Here is a 23840-nt window from a genome sequence, read left to right as displayed (position 1 = left end):
CCCCCCCCCCCCCCCCCCCCCCCCCCCCCCCCCCCCCCCCCCCCCCCCCCCCCCCCCCCCCCCGGGTCCCCGCCGCCAAGGGCGTACCCACCCCCAAGGACCTCGCCGCGCTGCGCGCCCCCGGGGCGCCGCAGGCCGCGCAGCACCCGACGACCGCGACCCTCAGGTGGTCCTCCGACAAAGGCTGGGTCGACCGGCCGGGCGCCGTGGCCGAGCCGCCCGAGATCGCCTCGATGCCCACGCTGGCCCAGCTGACCACCGCCGAGCAGCGGTGGGCCGACCGGGAGGAGGACATCACCACGGTCGGCGGTGACCCCTACGAGGTGGGGCAGGTCTTCGCCCGCCGGTGGACGGCCCGGCTCGGCGACCAGAGCCATGTGCAGCGGCTGTCCACGATGTACCCGCGCATCCCGCACCGCATCGACGGCGAGCTGCTGCGGTACGCGGCCCGCTTCGGACTGCTCGCCCACAAGGACGACCAGATCGACGAGCACGACCGTTACGCCATCCGGGCGGGCTTCTGGCGGGAGGTCGACGTGCCGGCGGCCGCGGAACAGCACGCGCCCGCCGCCGACTGAAATACCGTGTGGCTGCCCCCCAAAGGCGAGTAAAGGCCCCGGACCCCGTAGTCTCGTCCCTTGTGAGTACGCGCGCGGCACAGGCACTTCGGCATGACGAGGTCGTACGCGTGCGCGGGCTCGGCAAGACCTACCCGCCCGTCAGGGGCCGGCGCGGGTCGCCGGCCACGCCCGAGGTACGGGCCACCGACGCCGTGGACCTGGACGTGCGGTCCGGGGAGATCTTCGGGCTGCTCGGCCCGAACGGCGCCGGCAAGTCCACCCTCGTCCGGCAGCTCACCGGGCTGCTGCGGCCGGACACCGGCAGCGTCGAGCTCCTCGGGCACGACATCGTCAGGCACCCCGAGCGGGCCGCCCGGCTCCTCGCCTACCTGGGGCAGGAGTCCTCCGCCCTGGACGAGCTGACCGTCGCCCTCGCCGCCGAGACCACCGGCCGGCTGCGCGGCCTCGAGGTACGGCGGGCGCGGGCCGAGCGGGACGCCGTACTGGAGGAGCTGGGCCTCACCCCCCTCGCCGGGCGGGCGCTGAAGAAGCTGTCCGGCGGCCAGCGGCGCCTCGCCTGCTTCGCCGCCGCCCTCGTCGGCGAGCGGCCGCTGCTGGTCCTGGACGAGCCGACCACCGGCATGGACCCGGTGGCCCGGCGCGCGGTGTGGGCGGCCGTTGACCGGCGGCGGGCCGAGCACGGCACGACCGTGCTGCTGGTCACGCACAACGTCATCGAGGCCGAGACCGTACTCGACCGGGTGGCCGTCCTCGACCAGGGCCGGGTCATCGCCTGCGACACCCCGGCCGGCCTGAAGGAACAGGTCTCCGGAGAGGTGCGGGTGGAGCTGGTCTGGCGGGAGCGGGCACCCCTGGAGGTGCCCGAGGTCGCCGTGCTGCGGGAGCGGGCGGTGGAGGCCGGGCGGCGCTGGACGCTCCGGCTCGCCCCCGAGGAGGCCAGGGCCGCCGTCGCCACGGTCACCGGCGGAGCCGCGTTCGCCGCCCTGGACGACTTCACGCTCGCCACGCCCAGCCTGGAGGACGTGTACCTGGCACTGGGCGGGGCGGCACGGCAGGGGCTGGTGAAGGCGTGAGCGCGGAGATCTTCGCACCCGTATGGTCCCTGTGGGACGGCGGCCGGGCCGCCGTAGGGAAGAGGAGCAGGGCGTCGTGAGTGTCGTACCCGCGGAGATTCTGTCGGGCGGAGCCCGGACCGTGCCGGAACCGGCCCGGCGCGCGGCCGAGCTCGGACCGCCCGCGCGGCTGTGGCCGTCGCTGGTGGCCGTCTACCGGGCCCAGCTGTCCCGCGCCCGGGTGGCGCGCATCCCGCTGCTGTTCGTGGCGACCTTCCAGTCCGTCGGCATCGCCGTGATGATGCGCGGCGTCGTCGACAGCGGCGGCGAGGCCCAGTCCGTGGTGGCGGGGTCCTCGGTGCTCGTCGTCGCGTACGTCGCGCTCAACCTGCTGTCGCAGTACTTCGGGCAGCTGCGGGCCAGCGGCGGCCTCGACCACTACGCCACGCTGCCGGTGCCGCCCGCGGCGGTGGTGCTCGGCGCGGCGGCGGCCTACGCCTCCTTCACCGTGCCGGGCACCCTGGTGACCGCCGTCTTCGGGTGCGCGCTGTTCGGGCTGCCGGTCTCCAACCTGTGGATCCTGCTGGCCGTGATCCCGCTCGCCGGGGCCGCCCTCTCCGGGCTCGGCGCCGCCTGCGGGCTGCTGGCGCCGCGCCCCGAGCTGGCCACGCTGCTCGGGCAGCTGGGCATGTCGGCGGCGCTGCTGCTGGGCGTGCTGCCCGCCGACCGGATGCCGGAACCGATCCGGCTCGCCCGGGACCTGCTGCCGTCGACCTATGGCGTGGAGGCGTACGCCCGGACCTTCGGGGCACACCCGGACTGGGCCGTCGTGCTGGTCGACCTGGGGGTGTGCGCGGGCGTCGGGGTGGTCTCGCTGGCCGTCGCCACCTGGGCGTACCGCCGGGCCGCCGTCCGGTGACGCGGCCCACAGCACGACCTGGCACGATGTCAGGGTGACCGCACCGCTGACTCCGCCACCGCCGCCGCACGACGACTCCCCGCACCAGGTCCGGCAGGCCCCGCCGCCCGCCGGGGCGCCGGTCGCGGGCCCGTACGAACAGGACGGCCCCGGTATGAAGACAGAAGTGCGAGAGGCCGCCGTGATCACGCTGGCCGTGGCGCTGAGCGGGGTGCTCCTCGGGCTGCTGTGGTGGTGGCTGGCGCCGCACGTGCCGCTGGTCGGGGACCAGATCGAGAAGAGCTGGGTGGTCTACCTCAAGGACACCGAGGGCGAGCAGGCGGTCGGGGTGGACGGCACGTTCACGCTGCTGAGCCTGGCCTTCGGCGCGGTCAGCGCGGTCGCGGTGTTCCTGCTGCGGCGGCGCGGGGGCGTGCCGCTGGTGGTCGCGCTCGGGCTCGGCGGCCTGCTCGGAGCCGTGCTCGCCTGGCGGCTCGGCGTGTGGCTCGGGCCCACCTCCGACGTGATCGCCCACGCGAGGGCGGTGGGCAAGGGGGTCACCTTCTCCGCCCCGCTCAAGCTGGGCGCCAAGGGCGCGCTGCTCGCCTGGCCACTGGCCGCACTGCTGGTCCATCTGGGGCTCACCGCACTGTTCGGGCCCCGCGACCCCGAGGTGCCCTACCCCGGCGAGGCGCCCTACTCCGGCTGAGCGAGGAGCCCCCGGGCCCGGTCACCGCCCGGAGCCCCGACCACGCCCCGGCCGGCCATGCGCCCCGTCCGGCCACCGCGCCCCGGCCGGTCACCGGGCTCTGGGGTTGCTCAGCCCCGGCTGACGTCGTCGGTCACCGCTCCTCGGCCGGTCACCGGGCTCCGGCGGTGCTCAGCCCCGGCCAACGCGGTCGGTCACCGTGCGCCGGTCGGCCTCCGTGCTTAGGCCGGTCACCGTGCCCGGCCGGTCACCGGGCTCCGGCGGTGCTCAGTCCCGGCCGACGGGGGCCAGTACGGCGGCTGTCAGCTCCGCCAGGTCGCCGGGGGCCAGTTCGACCTCCAGGCCCCTGCGCCCCGCCGAGACGCAGATCGTCGGGTGGGCCGAAGCCGAGTCGTCCAGGACCGTCGGCAGCCGCTTGCGCTGGCCCAGCGGAGAGATGCCGCCGCGCACATAGCCGGTGGTGCGCTCGGCGAGCGTGGGGTCGGCCATGGTGGCCCGCTTGCCGCCCACCGCGGCGGCCAGCGCCTTCAGGTCGAGGGAGCCCGACACCGGCACCACCGCGACGGTCAGGGTGCCGTCCACGTCGGCCACCAGCGTCTTGAAGACCCGGTCGGGGGAGACGCCCATGGCCTCCGCCGCCTCCTCACCGTAGGACGGGTGGGAGGGGTCGTGGTCGTAGGAGTGGACCGTGTAGGCCACGCCCGCCGCCGTCAGGGCCACCGTCGCGGGCGTCCCGCCGGACTGCTGCTTCTTGGACTTCTTCGCCATCGGGTGTGTCGGCCTCGGTTCGCTCGGAGCGTGCGCCCGGTCCGGGCGCGGCGTGCGCTCAGTTCTGGCTGGTCGGCGTCCGCGTCAGCTCGAACGCGGGCAGCGACGGCAGACTACGGATGATCGACGTCTCGGAGCGAAGGAGTTTCAGCTCGTCCCGGAGCCGGGAGGCGGTGTCCGGCGCCTGCAGCAGCCGCTGCTTCGTCGGGGTGTCCAGCACCATCGCCGCCGCCACCAGGTAGGAGACGACCGAGGGGTCGTCCGGCAGCTCGGCACCGGTGGTGAGCGAGCGCTCGCGGGCGCCCGCGAGGCGCTTCTGGTACTGGCGGAACGCGCGCAGCACGCCCTCCGCCAGCGCGCCCGCCTCCTCGCCGGGGTCCTCTCCCAGCTCCTCCACCTCGGCGGTCAGGAACGGGCCCGAGATGTCCACGGACAGCAGCCGTACCCGGGTGGTGCCGGTGGCCAGCACCTCGAAGGTGCCGTCGGCGCGCTCCCGGATGGTCGCCGCGTCCGCGACGCAGCCCACGCCGTGGAAGGACTTCAGCGGGTCGGCGCCGAAGCCGGCGGCCGGGCCCCGCTCGGGCTGTGCGGTCTGGTCCGGCATGCCCGGGGCGGCCGGTGCCACCTCGTGGCCGTCGCGGATCGCCACGACGGCGAACCGGCGCGGTTCGTCCTCGGGGGTCTTCAGCAGCTCGCGCATCATGGCGCGATACCGCTCCTCGAAGATGTTCAGGGGCAGCACGAGCCCGGGGAACAGCGCCGAGTTCAGCGGGAAGAGGGGCAGGCGGGCGATGGTCACGGCGCCCCAGCCTAATGGTCGTGGACGGCGGCTCGGCGGCGATGCTCGGTTCGCGGTCGCGAGGGCACCGCGGCGAGCTCGCCGAGGACGGGACCGGGAGCGGCCGCGAGGAGCGCGTCGCGCAGCCGCAGGAAGTGGCCCAGCGGGTCGTCGGAGAACCGGTCCCACGGGAAGGAGGTGGCGTACGGGCCGATCAGGGGCAGCTGGGCGCGGGCCTCGTCCCAGCGTTCCAGCCGGAGCAGGACGTAGAGCAGCTTGTTGCGGAACTCGGCGGGCCGTGGGGCGGCCGCCGGGAAGCGGCCGGAGAGCGCCACGGCCCGGTCGGCGGCCGCCTCCAGCCGCTCGCGCGGCACCTCGGGTCCGCAGCCGTCGACGAGGTAGCCGAAGGCCGCGCGGGCCGGCAGGGCCTGCACCAGGGAGTCGGCGGGGGCGTCCTGCGCGGCCAGGTCGGCGAAGTCGAAGCAGGCGGAGTGCGAGCCGTGCCAGCAGGCGCCCAGGTAGCGCAGGGCGGCCACATGGCAGCCGTAGTGGTGCGGGGCCCGCCGCACCGCCGCCTCCCACAGCTCCTCGAAGTAGCGGTGCCCGGCCCGGGACCCGCGTGCGTGGTCCAGCGCGATCCGCCAGGGCACCGGGTCGCGGTCCTCGGCCCGGGCGGCGGCCGTGATCAGCGGGCTCACCTCGCGCAGCAGTTCGGCGCGGGCCGGCGAGGGCCAGGCCCGGTCCACCGCGAGCTGGGCGGCGACGAGGGCCACGTCGGGGTCGTGCGGGGCGGTGGCGCGCCACTCCTCGAACCACTCGGGGCGCGAGCGGGCGAAGGCGGCGAGCCGCCTGGTGTACCGGTCGCGGTCCTCCCAGGCGGCCGACGCGCGGGTGGCGGCGAGCAGGGCGGAGGCGGCGCCGTACTCGCCCCGCCCGGCCGCGACCAGGGCGGGGGAGAGGTGCTCGTCGGGCGCGTCGAGCACGACCTCGTCACCGGCCGGTGGAGCGGCGGGGCGGGAGGCACGTCGTGTCGTCCGGGTGGGGCGGAGGAACGCCGGCAGCAGAACCATGGTGTCGACCATTGAAAGACCGCTGGTCGGGACGGCGCCAGAGGGCCGGGGCAAGTCATGGAAAGTTGTACGCCCGGCGGTCAAGGACAGGTAAAAGGCGACTGTTCAACTAAATCGGGGCGACAGCCGCTCCGGATGTCGGCCCGGGAACCCAGCCCCGCAGGCCGGCCCCGGACGTCAGCCGCGGCGCAGCAGCCGGGTCGCCCCGGCGGCCACCGTCGTGGCCAGCACCCAGCCCACCATCACCATCGCCGCCGCCAGCCACTGCCAGCCCCCGCGCAGCTGCCACTGGCCGGCCTGGCCCAGGTCGACCACCGGCAGCAGGAGGTCCAGGGTGAACAGGGCGGGGCTCCAGGACGGATGCCCGCCCGGGTTCACCGGCGGATGGTCCGCGTGCGCGAAGAGCAGCGTGCCCGCCGCCCACAGCACCGTCATCCACACCGCGGCGCGGCCGGGCCGGTACCCGTACGCCACCGCCACGTCCTGGACGTACCCCCAGGACTTGCCGGCCAGGGGCAGCGTCTCGCGGCGCCGGCGCTGCTTGGCGAGCAGCACCTCCCGGGCGTCCTCGTCCTCCCCGGCCGCCCGCAGCACCGCGGCCAGCCGCTCGTACGGCTCCGGGTTGTACTCGGCGGTGGCCGCCGTCACCCAGTCCAGCCGCCGGACCAGCGGGAACGGCCCGCGCGGTACCAGGTTCTCGTAGGCGAAGCCGCCCATGTGCAGCCGGCCGGGACCGGGCCAGCTGCCCGCGCGGTCCACCAGGTTGACGACCCGCGCACCGGACAGCAGCACCTGACCGCGCTGCGGGGCGTCCCCGAGGAAGCGCAGCTCCGGCGTCTGCACCCGGCGCAGCGACAGCACCTGGTCCTCGGTGAGGTCGAACCGCGCCCGGTCCAGGTCGATGGCGTCCCCGAACCGTCCGTCGTCCAGCCGCACCCCGCCCTGGCACTCGAACCGCTGGATCCGCGTCCCGCGCGCGGGCGTGGTGCCGCTCAGCAGCGGGCTGCCCACACCGGCCGGGGTCAGGTACAGGGTGCGTTCCACCGTCAGCTGGGGCGCGTTCAGGGCGAGGCGGGCGTAGGGGTTGGCCAGTCTCGCTCCCCGCAGGCTCAGTGAGACGCCCACCTTGGCGCTGCGCAGGCTCAGCTCGCCGTGCGACTCCAGCAGCTCCGCCTGCAGGTCCTGGCCCACGGTCATGCCGTCCGCCGCGATCGAGCGGCCGCTGCGGTCCTGGTGGACGACCGCCTGGTTGAGCATCAGGTCCGTGCCGATGTGGGCGTCGGTCAGTCGGATCCCGAGCGGGACGCGGCAGCGCGGCAGGTGCAGATCGCCCTCGGTGTGCACCCGGGCCGCCTCCAGGCGCGGCACCGCGCAGTCCACCAGGCGCAGGGTGGTGAACCGGGCCTCGGGCAGCAGGACCTGGTCGTCGAAGCGGCAGCCGCGCATCTCCACGTACGGCGTGACCGTGCCGCCCGCCAGGTCCAGCGTGCCGGTCACGCGCACGCCGGCGAGCTTCAGCGAGGACACCCGGCCCGCGAGCGCGGGCGGTCCGTCCAGCAGCAGCCAGCAGACGATCCGCGCCCTGACGCTCCGCTCGGGTCCCCAAGGGTGCCCGCCGTGCGGATCGTCGACGACCGCGTCCCCGCTGCTCAGGTCGTACACGCTGCCGTTGCGGAAGGCCTGCCACATGCCCGCCTCGGCCGCGGTCAGGTCGTCCGGCAGGTCTCCGGTGTGGAGGCCGGCCCCCTCGGTCACCGCTCGGTCCTTCTTCCTGTCCACTCATGGGTCACCTGCGTCGTACAGCAGGTCATGCCCGTTGTGTGACACCCGGAACACCAGGGGTGAAGGCGATCTTCCGAATTCCGGCCACGTTCTGTATCAGCCATTGATACGCGCGGACGGCTCCCGATGCCGGTCTGAGAGAATTGACCCTGTGATCTCCCGAATCGATCTGCGCGGCGACGCCCTTCCCGAGGGTCCCGCCCTGCGCGACCTGCTGCCCCGAGCCGACTTCGACGTTCAGGCCGCCCTGGAGAAGGTGCGCCCGATCTGCGAGGCCGTGCATCATCGTGGCGACGCGGCACTGATCGACTTCGCCGAGAAGTTCGACGGAGTACGGCTGGAATCCGTGCGGGTGCCCGCCCAGGCGCTCACCGACGCGCTGGCGGCGCTCGACCCGGCCGTGCGCGCCGCCCTGGAGGAGTCCATCCGGCGGGCCCGCATGGTCCACCGCGCGCAGCGCCGCACCACGCACACCACACAGGTGGTGCCCGGCGGCTCCGTGACCGAGAAGTGGGTGCCGGTCGAGCGGGTCGGGCTCTACGCGCCGGGCGGCCGGTCCGTCTACCCCTCGTCCGTGATCATGAACGTGGTGCCCGCCCAGGAGGCCGGGGTCCGCTCCATCGCGCTCGCCTCCCCGGCCCAGGCCGAGTTCGGCGGGCTGCCGCACCCGACGATCCTCGCCGCCTGCGCCCTGCTCGGCGTCGACGAGGTCTACGCGGCCGGCGGCGCCACCGCCGTCGCGATGTTCGCCCACGGCACCGAGTCCTGTCCGCCCGCCGACATGGTCACCGGACCGGGCAACATCTGGGTGGCCGCCGCGAAGCGCTACTTCACCGGCAAGATCGGCATCGACGCCGAGGCCGGGCCCACCGAGATCGCGGTCCTCGCGGACGACACCGCCGACCCGGCGCACGTGGCCGCCGACCTGATCAGCCAGGCCGAGCACGACCCGCTCGCGGCGGCCGTCCTGGTCACCGACTCGGTGGAGCTCGCCGACGCGGTGGAGAAGGAGCTGGAACCGCAGATCGCGGCCACCAAGCACGTCGAGGACCGCATCCGCCCGGCCCTCGCGGGCAGGCAGTCCGCGATCGTGCTGGTCGACGGCGTCGAGGAGGGGTTGCGGGTGGTCGACGCCTACGGCGCCGAGCACCTGGAGATCCAGACCGCCGACGCCGCGGCGGTCGCCGACCGGGTGCAGAACGCGGGCGCGATCTTCATCGGCCCCTGGGCGCCGGTGTCGCTCGGCGACTACGCGGCCGGCTCCAACCACGTGCTGCCCACCGGCGGCTGCGCCTGCCACTCCTCCGGCCTCTCCGTCCAGTCCTTCCTGCGCGGCATCCACATCGTCGACTACACGAAGGACGCGCTGGCCGACGTCGCGCACCACGTGGTGACGCTGGCGGAGGCGGAGGACCTGCCCGCCCACGGCGCGGCGATCAAGGCACGTTTCGGCTGGAAGGTTCCGGAAGGCAAGTGACAGGCATCGACGATCTTCCCGTCCGGGACGAGCTGCGCGGCAAGTCCCCCTACGGCGCGCCCCAGCTCGACGTACCCGTACGGCTGAACACCAACGAGAACCCCTACCCGCTGCCCGAGCCGCTGGTCGAGCGGATCACCGAGCGGGTCCGTGAGGCCGCCCGCGACCTGAACCGCTACCCCGACCGGGACGCCGTCCAGCTCCGTACCGAGCTGGCCAAGTACCTGACGGCCACCGGGAAGTACCCGCTCGGCGTCGAGCACGTGTGGGCGGCCAACGGTTCCAACGAGGTCATCCAGCAGCTGCTGCAGACCTTCGGCGGCCCCGGCCGCACGGCGATCGGCTTCGAGCCGTCGTACTCCATGCACGCGCTCATCGCGCGCGGCACCGGCACCGGCTGGATCTCCGGCCCGCGCCGCGAGGACTTCGCAATCGACCTCGCCGCCGCCGAGCATGCCATCGCCGAGCACCGCCCGGACGTCGTCTTCATCACCACCCCCAACAACCCCACCGGCAACGCGGTCCCGCCCGAGACGGTCCTCGCGCTGTACGAGGCGGCCCAGGCGGCCAAGCCGTCCATGGTGATCGTGGACGAGGCGTACGTCGAGTTCAGCCACGGCGATTCGCTGCTGCCGCTGCTGGCCGGCCGGCCGCACCTGGTCGTCTCCCGCACCATGTCCAAGGCGTTCGGTGCGGCGGGTCTCCGCCTCGGCTACCTGGCCGCCGACCCGGCGGTCGTGGACGCCGTCCAGCTCGTACGGCTGCCGTACCACCTCTCGGCGATCACCCAGGCGACCGCGCTGGCCGCCCTGGAGCACACCGACACCCTGCTGGGTTACGTCGAGCAGTTGAAGTCCGAGCGGGACCGGCTGGTCGCCGAGCTGCGCGCGGCCGGCTACGACGTCGTCGAGTCCGACGCGAACTTCGTGCAGTTCGGCCGGTTCGACGACGCCCACGAGGCCTGGCGCAAGATCCTCGACCGGGGCGTCCTGGTCCGGGACAACGGCGTACCGGGGTGGCTGCGGGTGTCCGCCGGCACCCCGCAGGAGAACGACGCGTTCCTCGACGCGGTACGGGACTTGAAGAAGGAGCTTGAGGCATGACTCGCGATGTCCGCGTCGGACGAATCGAGCGCACCACCAAGGAGACCTCGGTGCTGGTCGAGATAGACCTCGACGGCACCGGGAGGACCGACATCAAGACCGGTGTCGGCTTCTACGACCACATGCTCGACCAGCTCGGCCGGCACGGCCTGTTCGACCTGACCGTGAAGACCGACGGCGACCTGCACATCGACTCCCACCACACCATCGAGGACACCGCCCTCGCGCTCGGCGCCGCGTTCAGGCAGGCGCTCGGCGACAAGGTGGGGATCTACCGCTTCGGCAACTGCACGGTCCCGCTGGACGAGTCCCTCGCCCAGGTCACCGTCGACCTGTCCGGCCGCCCGTACCTCGTGCACACCGAGCCCGAGAACATGGCGCCGATGATCGGCGAGTACGACACCACCATGACCCGGCACATCCTGGAGTCCTTCGTCGCCCAGGCCCAGGTCGCGCTGCACGTCCACGTGCCGTACGGCCGCAACGCGCACCACATCGTGGAGTGCCAGTTCAAGGCGCTCGCCCGGGCGCTCCGCTACGCCAGCGAGCGCGACCCGCGCGCGGCCGGCATCCTCCCGTCCACGAAGGGCGCGCTGTAAATCCATGAACGGTCTCTCGACCCTCCTGATCGTCGTCGGCCTCTTCCTCGTCGGCGGCATCATCTCCTTCGTCAAGCAGAAGATGCCCACGAGCCTCGTCGTGCTGCTCTCGATCGGCGCGGCCATGTGCCTGGTGGCGGGCGTCATGCGGCTGGAGGTGTGGAATTGAGCGCTGCCAAGAAGGTGGTCGTCTTCGACTACGGCTTCGGCAACATCCGGTCCGCCGAGCGCGCCCTCGCACGCGTGGGGGCCGACGTGGAGATCACCCGCGACTTCGACAGGGCGATGAACGCCGACGGCCTGCTGGTGCCCGGCGTCGGCGCCTTCGCCGCCTGCATGCAGGGGCTGCGCGCGGCCCGCGGCGACTGGGTCGTCGACCGGCGGCTGTCCGGCGGCCGCCCGGTGATGGGCATCTGCGTCGGCATGCAGATCCTGTTCGCCCGCGGCATCGAGCACGGCGTGGAGGCCGAGGGCCTGGACGAGTGGCCCGGCACGGTCGAGCCGCTCCAGGCCGACGTGGTCCCCCACATGGGCTGGAACACCGTGGCGGCCCCGGCCGACTCCGAGCTGTTCGCCGGCCTGGACGCGGACGCCCGCTTCTACTTCGTGCACTCCTACGCGGTCCACGACTGGTCCCTGGAGACCCACAACCCGCTGATCGAGAGCCCCAAGGTCACCTGGTCGACGCACGGCAGGCCGTTCGTGGCCGCCGTGGAGAACGGCGCCCTGTGGGCCACCCAGTTCCACCCCGAGAAGTCCGGCGACGCCGGAGCCCAGCTCCTCACCAACTGGATCGGAACCCTGTAGACCATGGCCAAGCTCGAACTCCTCCCCGCGGTCGACGTCCGTGACGGTCAGGCCGTCCGCCTCGTGCACGGCGAGTCCGGGACCGAGACGTCCTACGGCTCCCCGCTGGAGGCCGCGCTCGCCTGGCAGCGCTCCGGCGCCGAGTGGCTGCACCTGGTCGACCTCGACGCCGCCTTCGGCACGGGCGACAACCGGGAGCTGATCGCCGAGGTCGCCAGGGCGATGGACATCAAGGTGGAGCTGTCCGGCGGCATCCGCGACGACGACACCCTCGCCGCCGCCCTCGCCACCGGCTGCACCCGGGTGAACCTCGGCACCGCCGCCCTGGAGACCCCCGAGTGGGTGGCCAAGGTCATCGCCGAGCACGGCGACAAGATCGCCGTCGGCCTTGACGTGCGCGGCACGACCCTGCGCGGCCGCGGCTGGACCCGCGACGGCGGCGACCTCTACGAGACGCTGGCGCGCCTCGACAAGGAGGGCTGCGCCCGCTACGTGGTCACCGACATCGCCAAGGACGGCACCCTCCAGGGCCCCAACCTGGAGCTGCTGCGCAACGTCTGCGCGGCCACGGACCGGCCGGTCGTGGCCTCGGGCGGCGTGTCGTCGCTGGACGACCTCCGCGCGATCGCCGAGCTGGTACCCCTCGGTGTCGAGGGCTCCATCGTCGGGAAGGCCCTGTACGCGAAGGCGTTCACCCTGGAAGAGGCCTTGGAGGCTGTGTCGTCATGACGTCCGGAGCCGTACGGCGCGTGCAGAGCGGAAGTCCCTGGGAAGAGAGCTTCGGATTCGCGCGCGCCGTCGCGGCGGGTGACCGGGTGCTGGTGGCCGGCACGACGTCCTTCAAAGGCACCGTGCTGTACGGGGAGGGCGACCCCTACGAACAGGCCAAGGTGGCCTTCACCAGCGCCCTCGAGGCGATCGCGGAGTTCGGGCTCGGTCCCGATTCGGTGCTCCGCACCAGGATGTACCTCACCCATACGCGGGACGTCGACGAGGCGGGCCGGGCCCACCAGGAGATCTTCGACTCCGTGCGCCCGGTCTCCACCCTGCTGGTCGTGGAGGGCTTCGTCGACCCGCGCATCCTGGTCGAAGTGGAACTAGAAGCATTCAGAGGAGCCGTGACCTGATGACCCTGGCGGTCCGAGTCATCCCCTGCCTGGACGTGGACAACGGCCGGGTCGTCAAGGGTGTCAACTTCCAGAACCTGCGCGACGCGGGCGACCCCGTCGAGATGGCCAAGGTGTACGACGCCGAGGGCGCCGACGAGCTGACGTTCCTGGACATCACCGCGTCCTCGGGCAACCGAGAGACGACCTACGACGTGGTGCGCCGCACCGCCGAGCAGGTATTCATCCCGCTGACCGTCGGCGGCGGTGTCCGCACGGCCGAGGACGTGGACCGGCTGCTGCGGGCCGGCGCCGACAAGGTCGGCGTGAACACCGCGGCCATCGCCCGCCCCGACCTGATCCGCGAGATCGCCGAGCGGTTCGGCCGGCAGGTGCTGGTGCTGTCGGTGGACGCCCGCCGCGGCGAGTCCGGCTCCTTCGAGGTGACCACCCACGGCGGCCGCAAGGGCACCGGCATCGACGCCGTCGAGTGGGCGCACCGCGCCGCCGAACTGGGCGCCGGGGAGATCCTGCTCAACTCCATGGACGCCGACGGCACCAAGGACGGCTATGACCTGGAGATGATCGCGGCCGTCCGCAAGCACGTGACCGTCCCGGTGATCGCCTCCGGCGGCGCGGGCAGGCTGGCCGACTTCCCGCCGGCCGTCGAGGCGGGCGCGGACGCGGTCCTGGCCGCCTCCGTCTTCCACTTCGGCGACCTGCGGATCGGCGAGGTGAAGCAGACGCTGCGGGAGGCGGGTCACCCGGTGCGGTGACGACGCGCTGAGGTTCCGGGCCCCGGCCGCCCCGTGAGGGGTGCCGGGGCCTTCGCACGCCCGGACATGCGAGAGATGCGAAAGAGAAGTTGCGCAATATCTGTTGTGCAATTTTTCTTTCGCATATACGGTCGTGGGCATGGCAAGCAGAGAACAGCGGCAGATCACGGATCTGGGCACGCTCAAGGCACTGGCCCACCCCCTGCGCATGCGGCTCTACCGGCTGCTGTTCGCCGCCGAGGCCGCCACCGCCTCGCAGCTCGCCGAACAGGTCGACGAAGCGGTCTCACTCGTCAGCTACCACCTGCGCAAGCTCGCCGAGCACGGCCTCGTCGAAGAGGCCGAACCGCGCAGCGCGGACGCCAGGGAACGCTGGTGGCAGCCGGCCACCCAGGGCGTCTCCATCCGCGACCAGGACTTCCGGGACGCGCCGGAGAAGGCCGCCGCCCACGTCGCCGCCTCCCGGCTCTTCCAGGAACAGCGCTCCGAGATGTACCGCACCTACCTCGACCAGCGCGCGGCATGGGGCCACGAGTGGAACGCGGCGTCCTCCGACTCCGAGTCGCTGCTGCGCCTCACCCCCGCCGAACTGACCGAGATGAAGCGGGAACTGCTCGACGTGGTCAAGCGGTACGACGAGCGCGCCCGTCACCGCGAGGCCGCGGGCGACACCGAGGGGCGCGAGCACGTCGCGCTGCACGTGTACGGCTTCCCGTTCCGCGTCTGAGAAGGGCACCCTCCGTGACCGACACCCTCGTACCCACGGTCCCCGTCACCGCGGACCGCCCCGCCCACCGCGACCCGAACGTGCTGCGCTGGCTCGGCGCCTACACCTCCTCGATGCTGGGCGACAGCATCTACTACATCGCCCTGTCCTGGGCCGCCGTCCAGGCCGGGACCCCCGCCGAGGCCGGCGTCGTGATGTCGGTCAGCGCGCTGCCGAGGGCCGTGCTCATGCTCGGTGGGGGAGTGCTGGCCGACCGGCTGGGCCCGCGCCGCGTCGTCATCGGCAGCGACGCCGTGCGCTGCGCCGCCGTGCTCGCGGTCGCCGCCCTGCTGTTCGTCACCAGCCCCGGACTGTGGCCGCTCACCCTGCTGGCCCTCGTCTTCGGCACCGTGGACGCCGTGTTCATGCCCGCCGTCGGCGCCCTGCCGGCCAGGATCACCGGCAAGCCGCAGCTCGCCCGGGTCCAGGGCATGCGCGGACTCGCGATCCGGTTCGCGAGCGTCGTCGGGGCCCCGCTCGGCGGCCTCGGCGTGGCGGCCGGCGGCGCGGCCGCCGCCTTCGCGCTCGCCGGACTGCTCATCGCGGTGTCGGTGCCCCTGCTGTACTCCGTCCGGGTCAGGGACCTGCCGGCGGACGAGAAGCAGGGCGGCCGGGAGGCGACCCCCTGGCGGGACCTGCGGTCCGGGCTCGCCTACGTCCGCCACCATCGTGTCCTGGCCCCGCTGATGGTCGCCATCGCCCTCGGCGACTTCGGCTTCGTCGGCCCGCTCAACGTCGGCCTCACCCTGCTCGCCGACCAGCGCGGCTGGGGCGCCTCCGGCATGGGCTCGGTGCTCGCCGGGTTCGGCGCCGCCTCGCTGCTGCTCACCGTCCGGGGACGGCTGCCGCGCGCCGGGCTGGTCGCCGCCTGCGCCGTCCTCGCGGGTTCCGTCGCCATCGGCGCCCTCGGCTACGCGCCGAACCTCGCCGCGGCCGTCGTCACCGCCCTGCTCATCGGGCTGCTCGCCGGACTCAGCGGCGCCATGTGCGGGGCCCTGCTGCAGACCCAGGCCGACCCCGCACGCCTCGGCCGGGTCACCGCCGTGTCCAGCCTGGTCAGTCTCGGCCTCGCCCCGCTGAGCATGCCCTTCGCGGCCGCCGCGATCGGCGTCTGGGGGCTCGGCCCGGTGTTCGTGGTCAGCGCCGTCGTCTGCGGTCTCGGCGGGGTCGTCGCTCTGTGCGTCCCCGCCCTGCGCCGCGCCGAACTGCCGCGCTGAGGCTCAGCCGATCGGCTGGGTGAGTTGGACCAGGTTGCCGACCGTGTCGTCGAACACCGCGGCCAGCACCGGCCCCTGCTCCTGCGGCGGATGCGTGAACCGGACCCCGAGCCCGCGCAGCCGGTCGTACTCCGCCCGCAGGTCGTCCACGGAGAAGACGATGCAGGGGAGCCCCGCCTCGTACAGCCCCTTGCGGTACGGCTCCGCGAGGGGACCGTCGCCGGGCTCCAGCAGCAGCTGCAGGTCCGGCTGGGCACCCTCGGGCGCCCCGACCGTGACGAAGAGCGTGCCGCCGCCCAGATCCATGTGCAGCCGGGTCTCGAAACCCAGCACCCCCGTGTAGAAGGCGTGCGCGGTGGCCACGTCGTCCACGAAGACACTGGTCATCGCCACCTTGATCATGGCGGGTCCTCTCTCGCGGGTGCCGGGTCGCCCGGACTCAGATGCCCAGTTGCCTGGACTCGTGCAGCCGGGTGATCGCGTCCTCCTCGCCGTCCAGCTCCACCTTGGCCGCGCTCTGCCGGCCGAAGACGAACATCAGCAGTTCCGACGCCTCCCCGGTCGCCGTGACCACCGGCGTGCCGCGGTGCGCGACCGCCGTCTGACCGTCCGGGCGACGCAGCACCAGTCCGGTCGGCACACCCCGCCCCACCAGCCGCGCGGTGCGCTCGAGACGTGACCACAACGCGTCCTGGAACACCGCGTCGAGCTCGCGCGGGCTCCAGTCCGGCTGGGCCCGGCGGACGTCCTCGGTGTGGACGTAGAACTCGACGATGTTGGCCGCCTCGTCGATCTGCTTGAGCTGGAAGGGCGAGAAGCGCGGCGGGCCGGTACGGATCAGCCGGATCAGCTCCTGGTACGGCTTGGCCGCGTACTCGGCCTGCACCTTCTCGAGCCGCGAGGCCAGCGGCTTGATCAGCGCGCCTCCCGCCGCGTCCGGCCGCCGTTCGCGCACCACCACGTGCGCGGCGAGGTCCCGGGTCAGCCAGCCCTCGCAGAGGGTCTCGGCGTCCGGTCCGACGGTTTCCAAGAGGTCGGCGAGCAGGAGCCGTTCACGCTTGGCGAAGGTCGACATGCCGTCAGCCTACGACCCCGTACCGCGTCCGCCCAGCGGGCACCGCCGTCCGGTGTCCACGGCGACCACGCACCGGGCGTCGCGGTCCGCCCCGTGGACACGGACCGTCACCGCACCTGCCGCGCGGCACAATGGCACCCATGACCAGTTCGACCGGCACTCCCTCCCGCCACCCGGCCGCCGCCCCTGAAGGAGGCGCTTCGCGCCACAGCGTTCCCCCCAGCAGCCTCGACGCGGAGATCGCCGCGCGCCTCAAGCGCAGCGCCGACGGACTCCTGCCCGCCATCGCCCAGCAGTACGACACCGGCGAGGTGCTGATGCTCGGCTGGATGGACGACGAGGCGCTGCACCGCACGCTCACCACGGGCCGCTGCACCTACTGGTCGCGCAGCCGCCGGGAGTACTGGGTCAAGGGCGACACCTCGGGCCACTTCCAGTGGGTGAAATCCGTCGCCCTGGACTGCGACGCCGACACCGTGCTGGTCAAGGTCGACCAGGTGGGCGCCGCGTGCCACACCGGCGCGCGCACCTGCTTCGACGAGGACGTGCTGCTCAAGGACGCCGGTCCGGGCGCCCCGGGCACGGATCAGTAGGGTCGGCCGTCATGGACCTCGAGACCTTCCGCAAGCTGGCCACCGACCGGCGCGTCATCCCGGTCACACGCAAGCTCCTCGCCGACGGCGACACCCCGGTCGCGCTCTACCGCAAGCTCGCCGCCGAACGCCCCGGCACCTTCCTGCTGGAGTCAGCGGAGAACGGCCGCTCATGGTCCCGCTACTCCTTCGTGGGGGTCCGCAGCGCCGCCACGCTCACCACGCGGGACGGGCAGGCCCACTGGCTCGGCACCCCGCCCGTAGGAGTCCCCGCCGAGGGCGACCCGCTGGCCGCCCTGCGGGCGACGATCGAGACCCTGCACACCCCGCACCAGGAGGGCATGCCGCCCTTCACCGGCGGCATGGTCGGCTACCTCGGCTACGACATCGTCCGCCGCCTGGAGAAGATCGGCCCCGGCGAGCGCGACGACCTGCGGCTGCCCGAGCTGACCATGCTCCTCACCAGCGACCTCGCCGTCATGGACCACTGGGAGGGCTCGGTCCTGCTGATCGCCAACGCGATCAACCACAACGACCTCGACACCGGCGTCGACGAGGCCCACGCGGACGCGGTGGCCCGCCTGGACGCCATGGAGGCGGACCTCGCGCGCCCGGTCGCCCAGCCGCCCGCCGTCCTGCCGCCGTCCGAACTGCCCGCGTACACGGCCCGCTGGGGCGGCCCCGACTTCCAGCGGGCCGTCGAGGACGTCAAGGAGCGCATCCGCGCGGGCGAGGCCTTCCAGGTCGTCCCCTCGCAGCGCTTCGAGACCCCGTGCACGGCGACCGCGCTGGACGTGTACCGGGTGCTGCGGGCCACCAACCCCTCCCCGTACATGTACCTGTTCCGATTCCCCCTCGGCGACGGAGGCGCCTTCGACGTCGTCGGCTCGTCACCCGAGGCGCTGGTGAAGGTCGAGGACGGGCGCGCGATGGTCCACCCCATCGCCGGCACCCGGCACCGCGGCGCCACCCCGCAGGAGGACCAGGCGCTCGCCGAGGAACTGCTCGCCGACCCCAAGGAGCGCGCCGAGCACCTCATGCTCGTCGACCTCGGCCGCAACGACCTCGGCCGGGTCTGCGAGCCCGGCTCGGTCGAGGTCGTGGACTTCATGTCCGTCGAGCGCTACTCGCACGTCATGCACATCGTGTCGACCGTCACCGGCAGGGTCGCCGAGGGACGCACGGCGTTCGACGTGCTGACCGCGTGCTTCCCGGCGGGCACCCTGTCCGGCGCCCCCAAGCCGCGCGCCATGCAGATCATCGACGAACTCGAGCCCTCCCGGCGCGGCCTGTACGGCGGCTGCGTCGGCTACCTCGACTTCGCCGGCGACTCCGACACCGCCATCGCGATCCGCACCGCCCTGCTGCGGGACGGCACCGCCTTCGTCCAGGCGGGCGCGGGCATCGTCGCCGACTCCGACCCGGTCGCCGAGGACCAGGAGTGCCGCAACAAGGCCGCCGCGGTCCTGCGCGCGGTGCACACCGCCAACCGCCTGGGACGGGTCTGAGCGGCCCGTGACGAACCCCGGGTGACGGTTCGCCCGGGGCTCAGGCGATAGTGGAGTACGTGACAGCCGTACCTCACCCCCGTTCCGAAGCCGCCGCACCCGCCCGGTCCGGCCGGCGGAGCCTCGCCGTGGCCCTGCTGTGCGGCGCGCTCGGCGCGGCCGTGACGCTGCTCGCGACCCGGCAGCGCTGGTCGGAGGGCACCGCCACGGTGGCCGGCGGCGCGTTCCCGCTGACCGTCAAGGGCAGCGACGTCACCGGCGTCCCCGCGGCCCTCGCCATAGTGGGCCTCGCCGCCCTGGTCGCCGTCTTCGCCGTCCGCGGAGCCGGCCGAGTCGCCGTCGCCGCCCTGCTCACGCTCTCCGGCGCCGGCATCGCCGCCGCGGCCCTCGCCGGCGCCTCCGACGCCTCCGCGCTCGACGAGAAGGCCGCGCAGGCCACCGGCGACACCGCGGCCACGGTCGCCGCCCTCGGCCACACCGGCTGGCCGTACGTCGCGGTGGCGGGCGGTGTCCTGATCCTGCTCGCCGGGCTGCTCGCGCTGCGCTACGGCAAGGGGTGGCCCGCCATGTCCGGCCGCTACGAGCGCGGCGCCGACCGGCCCCGCCGCAAGGCCCGCCCGGTGGACCCGGAGCGCCCCGAGGAGATCTGGAAGGCCCTCGACCGCGGCGAGGACCCGACCGGCTCCTGAGGCGCGTCCCGCACCGCCGCCGGATGTGGCGAACCAGACGCCACCCCCGCGTCCGGCGGGCACCCGCGTACGCGACAATGGACGGTGAGCGTCCGGCTCGGACAGTGACGGGCGGACCCGGACACCCACACGTACGACGCGAACTTCGACACGTACACAGCAACGAGGAGCAAGTCATGGCGGGCAGCAGCCACGGTCACACCCCGGCCGCCTGGACCGGCGTCATCATCGCCTTCATCGGTTTCTGCGTCGCGGGCGCCTTCATGGTGATGGCCCAGCCGCTGGGCTTCTGGGCCGGCATGGTGATCATCGCTCTCGGCGGTGTCGTCGGCGCCGTCATGCGTGCCATGGGCCTCGGCCAGCCGAAGCAGACGCACGCCCCCGCGCGCACGGCCCCGGTCCCGGCCCGCGAGCCGGCCGGCGCCGAGGGCTGAGCGGCCCGGCTTCCCGCGCTTCCCGCGAGGGGCGGGCGTGCGGGGCACAATGCCAGCGTGAACGCCGACAGCCGCACCGCACCGCGCACCACCCCGCCCCCGGCGCTGTGGGGCCGGCTCGCCGTCCCGGCCGGCCTCCTCGCGGCCGTCGCCGGGGCCTTCGCGTACGTGGGCACGGTCGATCCGAACGAGCCCGGCCACTACCCGGTGTGCCCCCTGTACCGGCTCACCGGCCTGTACTGCCCCGGCTGCGGCGGGCTGCGCAGCGCGCACGCCTTCGTCCACGGCGACCTCGTCACCGCCCTGCACGACAACGCGGCGGGCGTGGCCGCCTTCCTCGGCTTCGCCGTGCTGTGGACCGTCTGGGTGGTCCGCGCGGTGCGCGGCCGGCCGCCGCGGTTCGAACCCCGGCGGGCGCAGATGTGGGGCGTCGGCGCGTTGCTGCTGGTCTTCACCGTGGTCCGCAACCTGCCGTCCGGCGGCTGGCTGCACCCGTGAGCGTCCCCGCGGACGTCCAGGTTGTGGGACCGCTATAGCTCGGATGCAGGGCCTTCGTGGACCTCCGGATACCATCGCATTGACCACGGGTTTTCGAGAGCCCGAAGGAACGACCGTCTGGAAGGGGGCCGCTCGCGTGAGTGTGCTCGACGAGATCATCGACGGAGTCCGTGCCGACCTCGCGGAGCGGCAGGCACGCGTCACCCTCGACGAGCTCAAGGAGCGTGCCGCCAAGGCCCGCGCCGCCAAGGACGGGGTCGCCGCGCTCAAGGGCGACGGCGTCAAGGTCATCTGCGAGGTCAAGCGCTCCAGCCCCTCCAAGGGCGCGCTGGCCGCGATCGCCGACCCCGCCGGGCTCGCCGCCGACTACGAGGCGGGCGGCGCCGCCGTCATCTCGGTGCTGACCGAACAGCGCCGCTTCGGCGGCTCGCTGGCCGACTTGGAGGCCGTCCGCGCCCGCGTGGACATCCCGCTCCTGCGCAAGGACTTCATCGTCACGTCGTACCAGCTCTGGGAGGCCCGGGCGTACGGCGCCGACCTCGTGCTGCTGATCGTCGCCGCCCTGGACCAGCCGGCCCTCGAGTCGCTGATCGAGCGCGCGGTCTCCATCGGCCTCACCCCGCTGGTCGAGGTGCACGACGAGGACGAGGCCGAGCGTGCGGTGGACGCCGGCGCCCGGATCATCGGCGTCAACGCCCGCAACCTGAGGACGCTTGAGGTCGACCGCGGCACCTTCGAGCGCGTCGCCCCGGAGATCCCCGACCACATCGTCAAGATCGCCGAGTCCGGCGTGCGCGGACCGCACGACCTCATCGCCTACGCCAACGCCGGCGCCGACGCGGTCCTGGTGGGCGAATCCCTCGTCACCGGCCGCGACCCGAAGGCTGCCGTCTCCGACCTGGTCGCGGCGGGCGAGCACCCCGCGCTGCGGCACGGCCGAGGCTGAGCGACGGCCGGCCGACCACGATGACCCCGACCGCATCCCGCACCGCCACGGACCGGTACGCGCGCCTGGCGCGCGGCTGCCGGCCCCGCGGCTGCCGCGCGCCCGCCCGCAGGGTGCACGGCCGGCGGGTGCGGTACGTCATCGGTGACGAGCCCGGGCAGGTCAACGGCATGCGATGGCAGCGGCGCCCCCACAGGGGCGCGGGGCTGTGCCCGGACACGCGGCAGCGCCGCGTGGGCGCGAGCCACCACTGACGGCCCGCGGCCGGACGACAACCCCGCCCCCACGGCGAACCGTGTCCTTCCCACACACACTCACCGTGAGGTTTCCGCATGCCCAGCGAGTTCTTCATCCCTGACCCCAGCGGCCAGGTGCCCAGCGCCGAGGGCTACTTCGGCGCGTTCGGCGGCAAGTTCATCCCGGAGGCCCTCGTCGCCGCCGTGGACGAGGTCGCCGTCGAGTACGAGAAGGCCAAGGCCGACCCCGAGTTCGCCCGCGAGCTCGACGACCTGCTCGTCCACTACACCGGCCGGCCCAGCTCCCTCACCGAGGTGCCGAGGTTCGCCGAACACGCCGGTGGCGCCCGGGTGTTCCTCAAGCGGGAAGACCTGAACCACACCGGCTCCCACAAGATCAACAACGTGCTCGGCCAAGCCCTGCTCACCCGGCGGATGGGCAAGACCCGCGTCATCGCCGAGACCGGAGCGGGCCAGCACGGCGTCGCGACGGCCACCGCCTGCGCCCTGTTCGGCCTCGACTGCACCATCTACATGGGCGAGATCGACACCGAGCGCCAGGCCCTGAACGTGGCCCGCATGCGCATGCTGGGCGCCGAGGTCGTCGCCGTGAAGTCCGGCAGCCGCACCCTCAAGGACGCCATCAACGAGGCGTTCCGGGACTGGGTCGCCAACGTCGACCGCACCCACTACCTGTTCGGCACGGTCGCCGGACCGCACCCGTTCCCGGCCATGGTCCGCGACTTCCACCGGGTCATCGGGGTCGAGGCACGGCGCCAGATCCTGGAGCGGACCGGCCGCCTGCCCGACGCCGCCGTCGCCTGCGTGGGCGGCGGCTCCAACGCCATCGGCCTCTTCCACGCCTTCATCCCCGACGAGGGCGTGCGCCTGGTCGGCTGCGAGCCCGCCGGGCACGGCGTGGAGACCGGCGAGCACGCGGCCACCCTGACCGCGGGCGAGCCCGGCATCCTGCACGGCTCCCGCTCCTACGTCCTGCAGGACGAGGAGGGCCAGATCACCGAGCCGTACTCCATCTCGGCCGGCCTCGACTACCCGGGCGTCGGCCCGGAGCACTCCTACCTGCGCGACAGCGGCCGCGGCGAGTACCGCGCGGTCACCGACGACGCCGCCATGCAGGCGCTGCGCCTGCTGTCCCGCACCGAGGGCATCATCCCGGCCATCGAGAGCGCCCACGCCCTCGCCGGCGCCCTGGAGGTCGGCAAGGAGCTGGGCAAGGACGGGCTGATCGTCGTCAACCTGTCCGGCCGCGGCGACAAGGACATGGACACCGCGGCCCGCTACTTCGGCCTCTACGACACCGACGCCGAGGTGGCCGCCGACGCAGCCGACACCGCCGAGATCGAGGGGGACGCCAAGTGAGCGGGAACGTGCAGCTGCTGAGCGACACCCTCGCCGCCGCCAAGGCGGAGGGGCGGGCCGCGCTCATCGCCTACCTCCCGGCCGGCTTCCCGACCGTGGACGGAGGCATCGAGGCGATCAAGGCCGTCTTCGACGGCGGCGCCGACGTCGTCGAGGTGGGCCTGCCGCACAGCGACCCGGTCCTGGACGGCCCGGTCATCCAGACCGCCGACGACATCGCCCTGCGCGGCGGAGTCAAGATCGCGGACGCCATGCGCACGGTGCGCGAGGCCCACGCGGCGACCGGCAAGCCGGTGCTCGTGATGACGTACTGGAACCCCATCGACCGCTACGGCGTCGAGCGCTTCACCGCCGAGCTGGCCGAGGCGGGCGGCGCGGGCTGCATCCTGCCCGACCTGCCGGTCCAGGAGTCGGCCCTGTGGCGGGAGCACGCCGAGAAGCACGGTCTCGCCACCGTCTTCGTGGTCGCCCCCAGCAGCAAGGACGAGCGGCTCGCCGAGATCACCGCGGCGGGCAGCGGCTTCGTCTACGCCGCCTCTCTGATGGGCGTCACCGGCACCCGTGAGTCGGTCGGCGCGCAGGCCCACGACCTGGTGGAGCGCACCCGGGCCACCGGCACGGGGCTGCCCGTCTGCGTCGGCCTCGGCGTCTCCAACGCGACCCAGGCCGCCGAGGTCGCCGGCTTCGCCGACGGCGTCATCGTCGGCTCGGCGTTCGTGAAGCGGATGCTGGACGCCCCGGACCACGCCTCCGGCCTGGAGGCGGTCCGCGAGCTCGCCGGTGACCTGGCCAAGGGCGTCCGCGGCCGGACGTGACCGTCCGTAGGCGTACGTAACGGTCACAACGTCCATCAGGTCCCATCGGGTTCACACCGTTCACAACGGAAGATTCGGTCACTCGAACGAGTGGACCTCGGTCCGGGGGGGGGGGGGGGGGGGCCCCCGCGGCGCGGGGGGGGGGGGGGGGGGTTTTTATTCGTGGGGCTACCCGCC

Annotated in this window: 28 protein-coding genes and 1 pseudogene; 23 read left to right on the top strand and 6 right to left on the bottom strand. The window is 73.5% G+C overall.

Going from position 1 to position 23840, the window contains the following annotated elements; genetic code table 11:
• The 4 genes and pseudogenes from V7E45_RS22190 to V7E45_RS22175 all read left to right on the top strand — a co-directional run.
• A pseudogene (locus tag V7E45_RS22190) lies at positions 1–578 on the top strand (NYN domain-containing protein); the annotation flags it as partial.
• Between the two features lie 62 nt (positions 579–640).
• On the top strand, positions 641–1654 hold the full coding sequence (locus V7E45_RS22185; protein ID WP_333775954.1) for an ABC transporter ATP-binding protein: 1014 nt from the start codon (positions 641–643) through the stop codon (positions 1652–1654).
• A gap of 76 nt (positions 1655–1730) precedes the next feature.
• Positions 1731–2552, top strand: coding sequence for an ABC transporter permease (locus V7E45_RS22180; RefSeq protein ID WP_333775953.1), 822 nt, complete (start codon positions 1731–1733; stop codon positions 2550–2552).
• Positions 2553–2586: 34 nt separating this feature from the next.
• Positions 2587–3240 (top strand): AAA family ATPase, encoded by a 654-nt coding sequence (locus tag V7E45_RS22175; RefSeq protein ID WP_333775952.1) that lies wholly within the window; start codon positions 2587–2589, stop codon positions 3238–3240.
• Between the two features lie 267 nt (positions 3241–3507).
• On the opposite strand, the gene ybaK is transcribed toward V7E45_RS22175, so the two are convergent.
• From ybaK to V7E45_RS22155, 4 genes are all read right to left on the bottom strand, one after another.
• Positions 3508–4008, bottom strand: coding sequence for a Cys-tRNA(Pro) deacylase (gene ybaK, locus V7E45_RS22170; RefSeq protein ID WP_333775951.1), 501 nt, complete (start codon positions 4006–4008; stop codon positions 3508–3510).
• A gap of 58 nt (positions 4009–4066) precedes the next feature.
• Positions 4067–4807 carry an LON peptidase substrate-binding domain-containing protein gene (locus tag V7E45_RS22165; RefSeq protein WP_333775950.1) on the bottom strand — a complete coding sequence of 247 codons (741 nt, stop codon included), beginning with the start codon at positions 4805–4807 and terminating at the stop codon, positions 4067–4069.
• Between the two features lie 11 nt (positions 4808–4818).
• Positions 4819–5868, bottom strand: coding sequence for a hypothetical protein (locus V7E45_RS22160; protein ID WP_333775949.1), 1050 nt, complete (start codon positions 5866–5868; stop codon positions 4819–4821).
• 165 nt (positions 5869–6033) lie between these two features.
• Positions 6034–7611, bottom strand: coding sequence for an oxidoreductase (locus V7E45_RS22155; RefSeq protein ID WP_333775955.1), 1578 nt, complete (start codon positions 7609–7611; stop codon positions 6034–6036).
• 178 nt (positions 7612–7789) lie between these two features.
• Here V7E45_RS22155 and hisD point away from each other — a divergent pair, with 178 nt between their 5' ends.
• The 10 genes from hisD to V7E45_RS22105 all read left to right on the top strand — a co-directional run bounded on the left by hisD (position 7790) and on the right by V7E45_RS22105 (position 15489).
• Positions 7790–9115 (top strand): histidinol dehydrogenase, encoded by a 1326-nt coding sequence (gene hisD / locus V7E45_RS22150; RefSeq protein WP_333775948.1) that lies wholly within the window; start codon positions 7790–7792, stop codon positions 9113–9115.
• Positions 9112–10218 (top strand): histidinol-phosphate transaminase, encoded by a 1107-nt coding sequence (locus V7E45_RS22145; RefSeq protein WP_333775947.1) that lies wholly within the window; start codon positions 9112–9114, stop codon positions 10216–10218. The genes hisD and V7E45_RS22145 overlap by 4 nt, the downstream gene beginning before the upstream one ends.
• Positions 10215–10817 carry an imidazoleglycerol-phosphate dehydratase HisB gene (gene hisB / locus V7E45_RS22140; protein WP_317442820.1) on the top strand — a complete coding sequence of 201 codons (603 nt, stop codon included), beginning with the start codon at positions 10215–10217 and terminating at the stop codon, positions 10815–10817. Before V7E45_RS22145 ends, hisB begins: the two co-directional genes overlap by 4 nt.
• A gap of 4 nt (positions 10818–10821) precedes the next feature.
• Positions 10822–10986, top strand: coding sequence for a hypothetical protein (locus tag V7E45_RS22135; RefSeq protein ID WP_020939448.1), 165 nt, complete (start codon positions 10822–10824; stop codon positions 10984–10986).
• Positions 10983–11624, top strand: a complete 642-nt coding sequence (gene hisH, locus V7E45_RS22130) for an imidazole glycerol phosphate synthase subunit HisH (protein ID WP_333775946.1) — start codon at positions 10983–10985, stop codon at positions 11622–11624. Before V7E45_RS22135 ends, hisH begins: the two co-directional genes overlap by 4 nt.
• Before the next feature lie 3 nt (positions 11625–11627).
• Positions 11628–12353 carry a bifunctional 1-(5-phosphoribosyl)-5-((5-phosphoribosylamino)methylideneamino)imidazole-4-carboxamide isomerase/phosphoribosylanthranilate isomerase PriA gene (gene priA / locus V7E45_RS22125; RefSeq protein ID WP_020939446.1) on the top strand — a complete coding sequence of 242 codons (726 nt, stop codon included), beginning with the start codon at positions 11628–11630 and terminating at the stop codon, positions 12351–12353.
• Entirely contained in the window at positions 12350–12751 is a 402-nt protein-coding gene (locus V7E45_RS22120; RefSeq protein WP_333775945.1) for a RidA family protein, read from the top strand. The genes priA and V7E45_RS22120 overlap by 4 nt, the downstream gene beginning before the upstream one ends.
• Positions 12751–13506, top strand: a complete 756-nt coding sequence (hisF, locus tag V7E45_RS22115; protein WP_333775944.1) for an imidazole glycerol phosphate synthase subunit HisF — start codon at positions 12751–12753, stop codon at positions 13504–13506. The genes V7E45_RS22120 and hisF overlap by 1 nt, the downstream gene beginning before the upstream one ends.
• A 139-nt stretch (positions 13507–13645) precedes the next feature.
• On the top strand, positions 13646–14233 hold the full coding sequence (locus V7E45_RS22110; protein WP_333775943.1) for an ArsR/SmtB family transcription factor: 588 nt from the start codon (positions 13646–13648) through the stop codon (positions 14231–14233).
• A gap of 14 nt (positions 14234–14247) precedes the next feature.
• A complete protein-coding gene (locus V7E45_RS22105) occupies positions 14248–15489 on the top strand; it encodes an MFS transporter (protein WP_333775942.1) in 1242 nt (413 codons plus the stop codon).
• 3 nt (positions 15490–15492) lie between these two features.
• On the opposite strand, the gene V7E45_RS22100 is transcribed toward V7E45_RS22105, so the two are convergent.
• Positions 15493–15891: a VOC family protein gene (locus V7E45_RS22100; RefSeq protein ID WP_333775941.1), complete on the bottom strand. Its 399-nt coding sequence runs from the start codon at positions 15889–15891 to the stop codon at positions 15493–15495.
• Between the two features lie 37 nt (positions 15892–15928).
• A complete protein-coding gene (locus V7E45_RS22095; RefSeq protein WP_333775940.1) occupies positions 15929–16564 on the bottom strand; it encodes a TIGR03085 family metal-binding protein in 636 nt (211 codons plus the stop codon).
• A 140-nt stretch (positions 16565–16704) separates the two neighbouring features.
• On the opposite strand from V7E45_RS22095, the gene hisI reads away from it, so the two are divergent.
• The 9 genes from hisI to trpA all read left to right on the top strand — a co-directional run bounded on the left by hisI (position 16705) and on the right by trpA (position 23663).
• Entirely contained in the window at positions 16705–17157 is a 453-nt protein-coding gene (gene hisI / locus V7E45_RS22090) for a phosphoribosyl-AMP cyclohydrolase (protein WP_443056131.1), read from the top strand.
• 11 nt (positions 17158–17168) lie between these two features.
• Entirely contained in the window at positions 17169–18665 is a 1497-nt protein-coding gene (locus V7E45_RS22085) for an anthranilate synthase component I (protein WP_333775938.1), read from the top strand.
• Positions 18666–18715: 50 nt separating this feature from the next.
• Complete coding sequence (locus V7E45_RS22080) at positions 18716–19354, top strand: TIGR02234 family membrane protein (RefSeq protein WP_333775937.1); 639 nt, start codon at positions 18716–18718, stop codon at positions 19352–19354.
• A 176-nt stretch (positions 19355–19530) separates the two neighbouring features.
• Positions 19531–19788 (top strand): HGxxPAAW family protein, encoded by a 258-nt coding sequence (locus V7E45_RS22075; protein ID WP_333775936.1) that lies wholly within the window; start codon positions 19531–19533, stop codon positions 19786–19788.
• Between the two features lie 57 nt (positions 19789–19845).
• Positions 19846–20286 carry a DUF2752 domain-containing protein gene (locus V7E45_RS22070; RefSeq protein WP_333775935.1) on the top strand — a complete coding sequence of 147 codons (441 nt, stop codon included), beginning with the start codon at positions 19846–19848 and terminating at the stop codon, positions 20284–20286.
• 136 nt (positions 20287–20422) lie between these two features.
• Entirely contained in the window at positions 20423–21232 is an 810-nt protein-coding gene (gene trpC / locus V7E45_RS22065; protein WP_333775934.1) for an indole-3-glycerol phosphate synthase TrpC, read from the top strand.
• A gap of 20 nt (positions 21233–21252) precedes the next feature.
• Positions 21253–21486 (top strand): tryptophan biosynthesis modulator TrpM, encoded by a 234-nt coding sequence (gene trpM, locus V7E45_RS22060; RefSeq protein WP_333775933.1) that lies wholly within the window; start codon positions 21253–21255, stop codon positions 21484–21486.
• Between the two features lie 78 nt (positions 21487–21564).
• A complete protein-coding gene (gene trpB / locus V7E45_RS22055; RefSeq protein ID WP_333775932.1) occupies positions 21565–22848 on the top strand; it encodes a tryptophan synthase subunit beta in 1284 nt (427 codons plus the stop codon).
• Complete coding sequence (gene trpA, locus V7E45_RS22050; protein ID WP_333775931.1) at positions 22845–23663, top strand: tryptophan synthase subunit alpha; 819 nt, start codon at positions 22845–22847, stop codon at positions 23661–23663. Before trpB ends, trpA begins: the two co-directional genes overlap by 4 nt.
• Positions 23664–23840: the final 177 nt, after the last annotated feature.

The sequence above is a fragment of the Streptomyces sp. IBSBF 3136 genome (assembly GCF_036815105.1).
Lineage (GTDB): Bacteria > Actinomycetota > Actinomycetes > Streptomycetales > Streptomycetaceae > Streptomyces.
The sequence above is the reverse complement of the archived record's forward strand: the minus strand, read 5'-3'. Positions and strand labels throughout refer to the sequence as shown.

What these genes read in the sequence shown, in the direction of transcription:
- ybaK (WP_333775951.1), bottom strand. Translation starts at nt 4,008, where the DNA reads ATGGCGAAGAAGTCCAAGAAGCAGCAGTCCGGCGGGACGCCCGCGACG.
- V7E45_RS22160 (WP_333775949.1), bottom strand. Translation starts at nt 5,868, where the DNA reads ATGGTCGACACCATGGTTCTGCTGCCGGCGTTCCTCCGCCCCACCCGG.
- hisB (WP_317442820.1), top strand. Translation starts at nt 10,215, where the DNA reads ATGACTCGCGATGTCCGCGTCGGACGAATCGAGCGCACCACCAAGGAG.
- V7E45_RS22135 (WP_020939448.1), top strand. Translation starts at nt 10,822, where the DNA reads ATGAACGGTCTCTCGACCCTCCTGATCGTCGTCGGCCTCTTCCTCGTC.
- priA (WP_020939446.1), top strand. Translation starts at nt 11,628, where the DNA reads ATGGCCAAGCTCGAACTCCTCCCCGCGGTCGACGTCCGTGACGGTCAG.
- V7E45_RS22120 (WP_333775945.1), top strand. Translation starts at nt 12,350, where the DNA reads ATGACGTCCGGAGCCGTACGGCGCGTGCAGAGCGGAAGTCCCTGGGAA.
- hisF (WP_333775944.1), top strand. Translation starts at nt 12,751, where the DNA reads ATGACCCTGGCGGTCCGAGTCATCCCCTGCCTGGACGTGGACAACGGC.
- V7E45_RS22110 (WP_333775943.1), top strand. Translation starts at nt 13,646, where the DNA reads ATGGCAAGCAGAGAACAGCGGCAGATCACGGATCTGGGCACGCTCAAG.
- V7E45_RS22100 (WP_333775941.1), bottom strand. Translation starts at nt 15,891, where the DNA reads ATGATCAAGGTGGCGATGACCAGTGTCTTCGTGGACGACGTGGCCACC.
- V7E45_RS22095 (WP_333775940.1), bottom strand. Translation starts at nt 16,564, where the DNA reads ATGTCGACCTTCGCCAAGCGTGAACGGCTCCTGCTCGCCGACCTCTTG.
- hisI (WP_443056131.1), top strand. Translation starts at nt 16,705, where the DNA reads ATGACCAGTTCGACCGGCACTCCCTCCCGCCACCCGGCCGCCGCCCCT.
- V7E45_RS22085 (WP_333775938.1), top strand. Translation starts at nt 17,169, where the DNA reads ATGGACCTCGAGACCTTCCGCAAGCTGGCCACCGACCGGCGCGTCATC.
- V7E45_RS22075 (WP_333775936.1), top strand. Translation starts at nt 19,531, where the DNA reads ATGGCGGGCAGCAGCCACGGTCACACCCCGGCCGCCTGGACCGGCGTC.
- trpM (WP_333775933.1), top strand. Translation starts at nt 21,253, where the DNA reads ATGACCCCGACCGCATCCCGCACCGCCACGGACCGGTACGCGCGCCTG.
- trpB (WP_333775932.1), top strand. Translation starts at nt 21,565, where the DNA reads ATGCCCAGCGAGTTCTTCATCCCTGACCCCAGCGGCCAGGTGCCCAGC.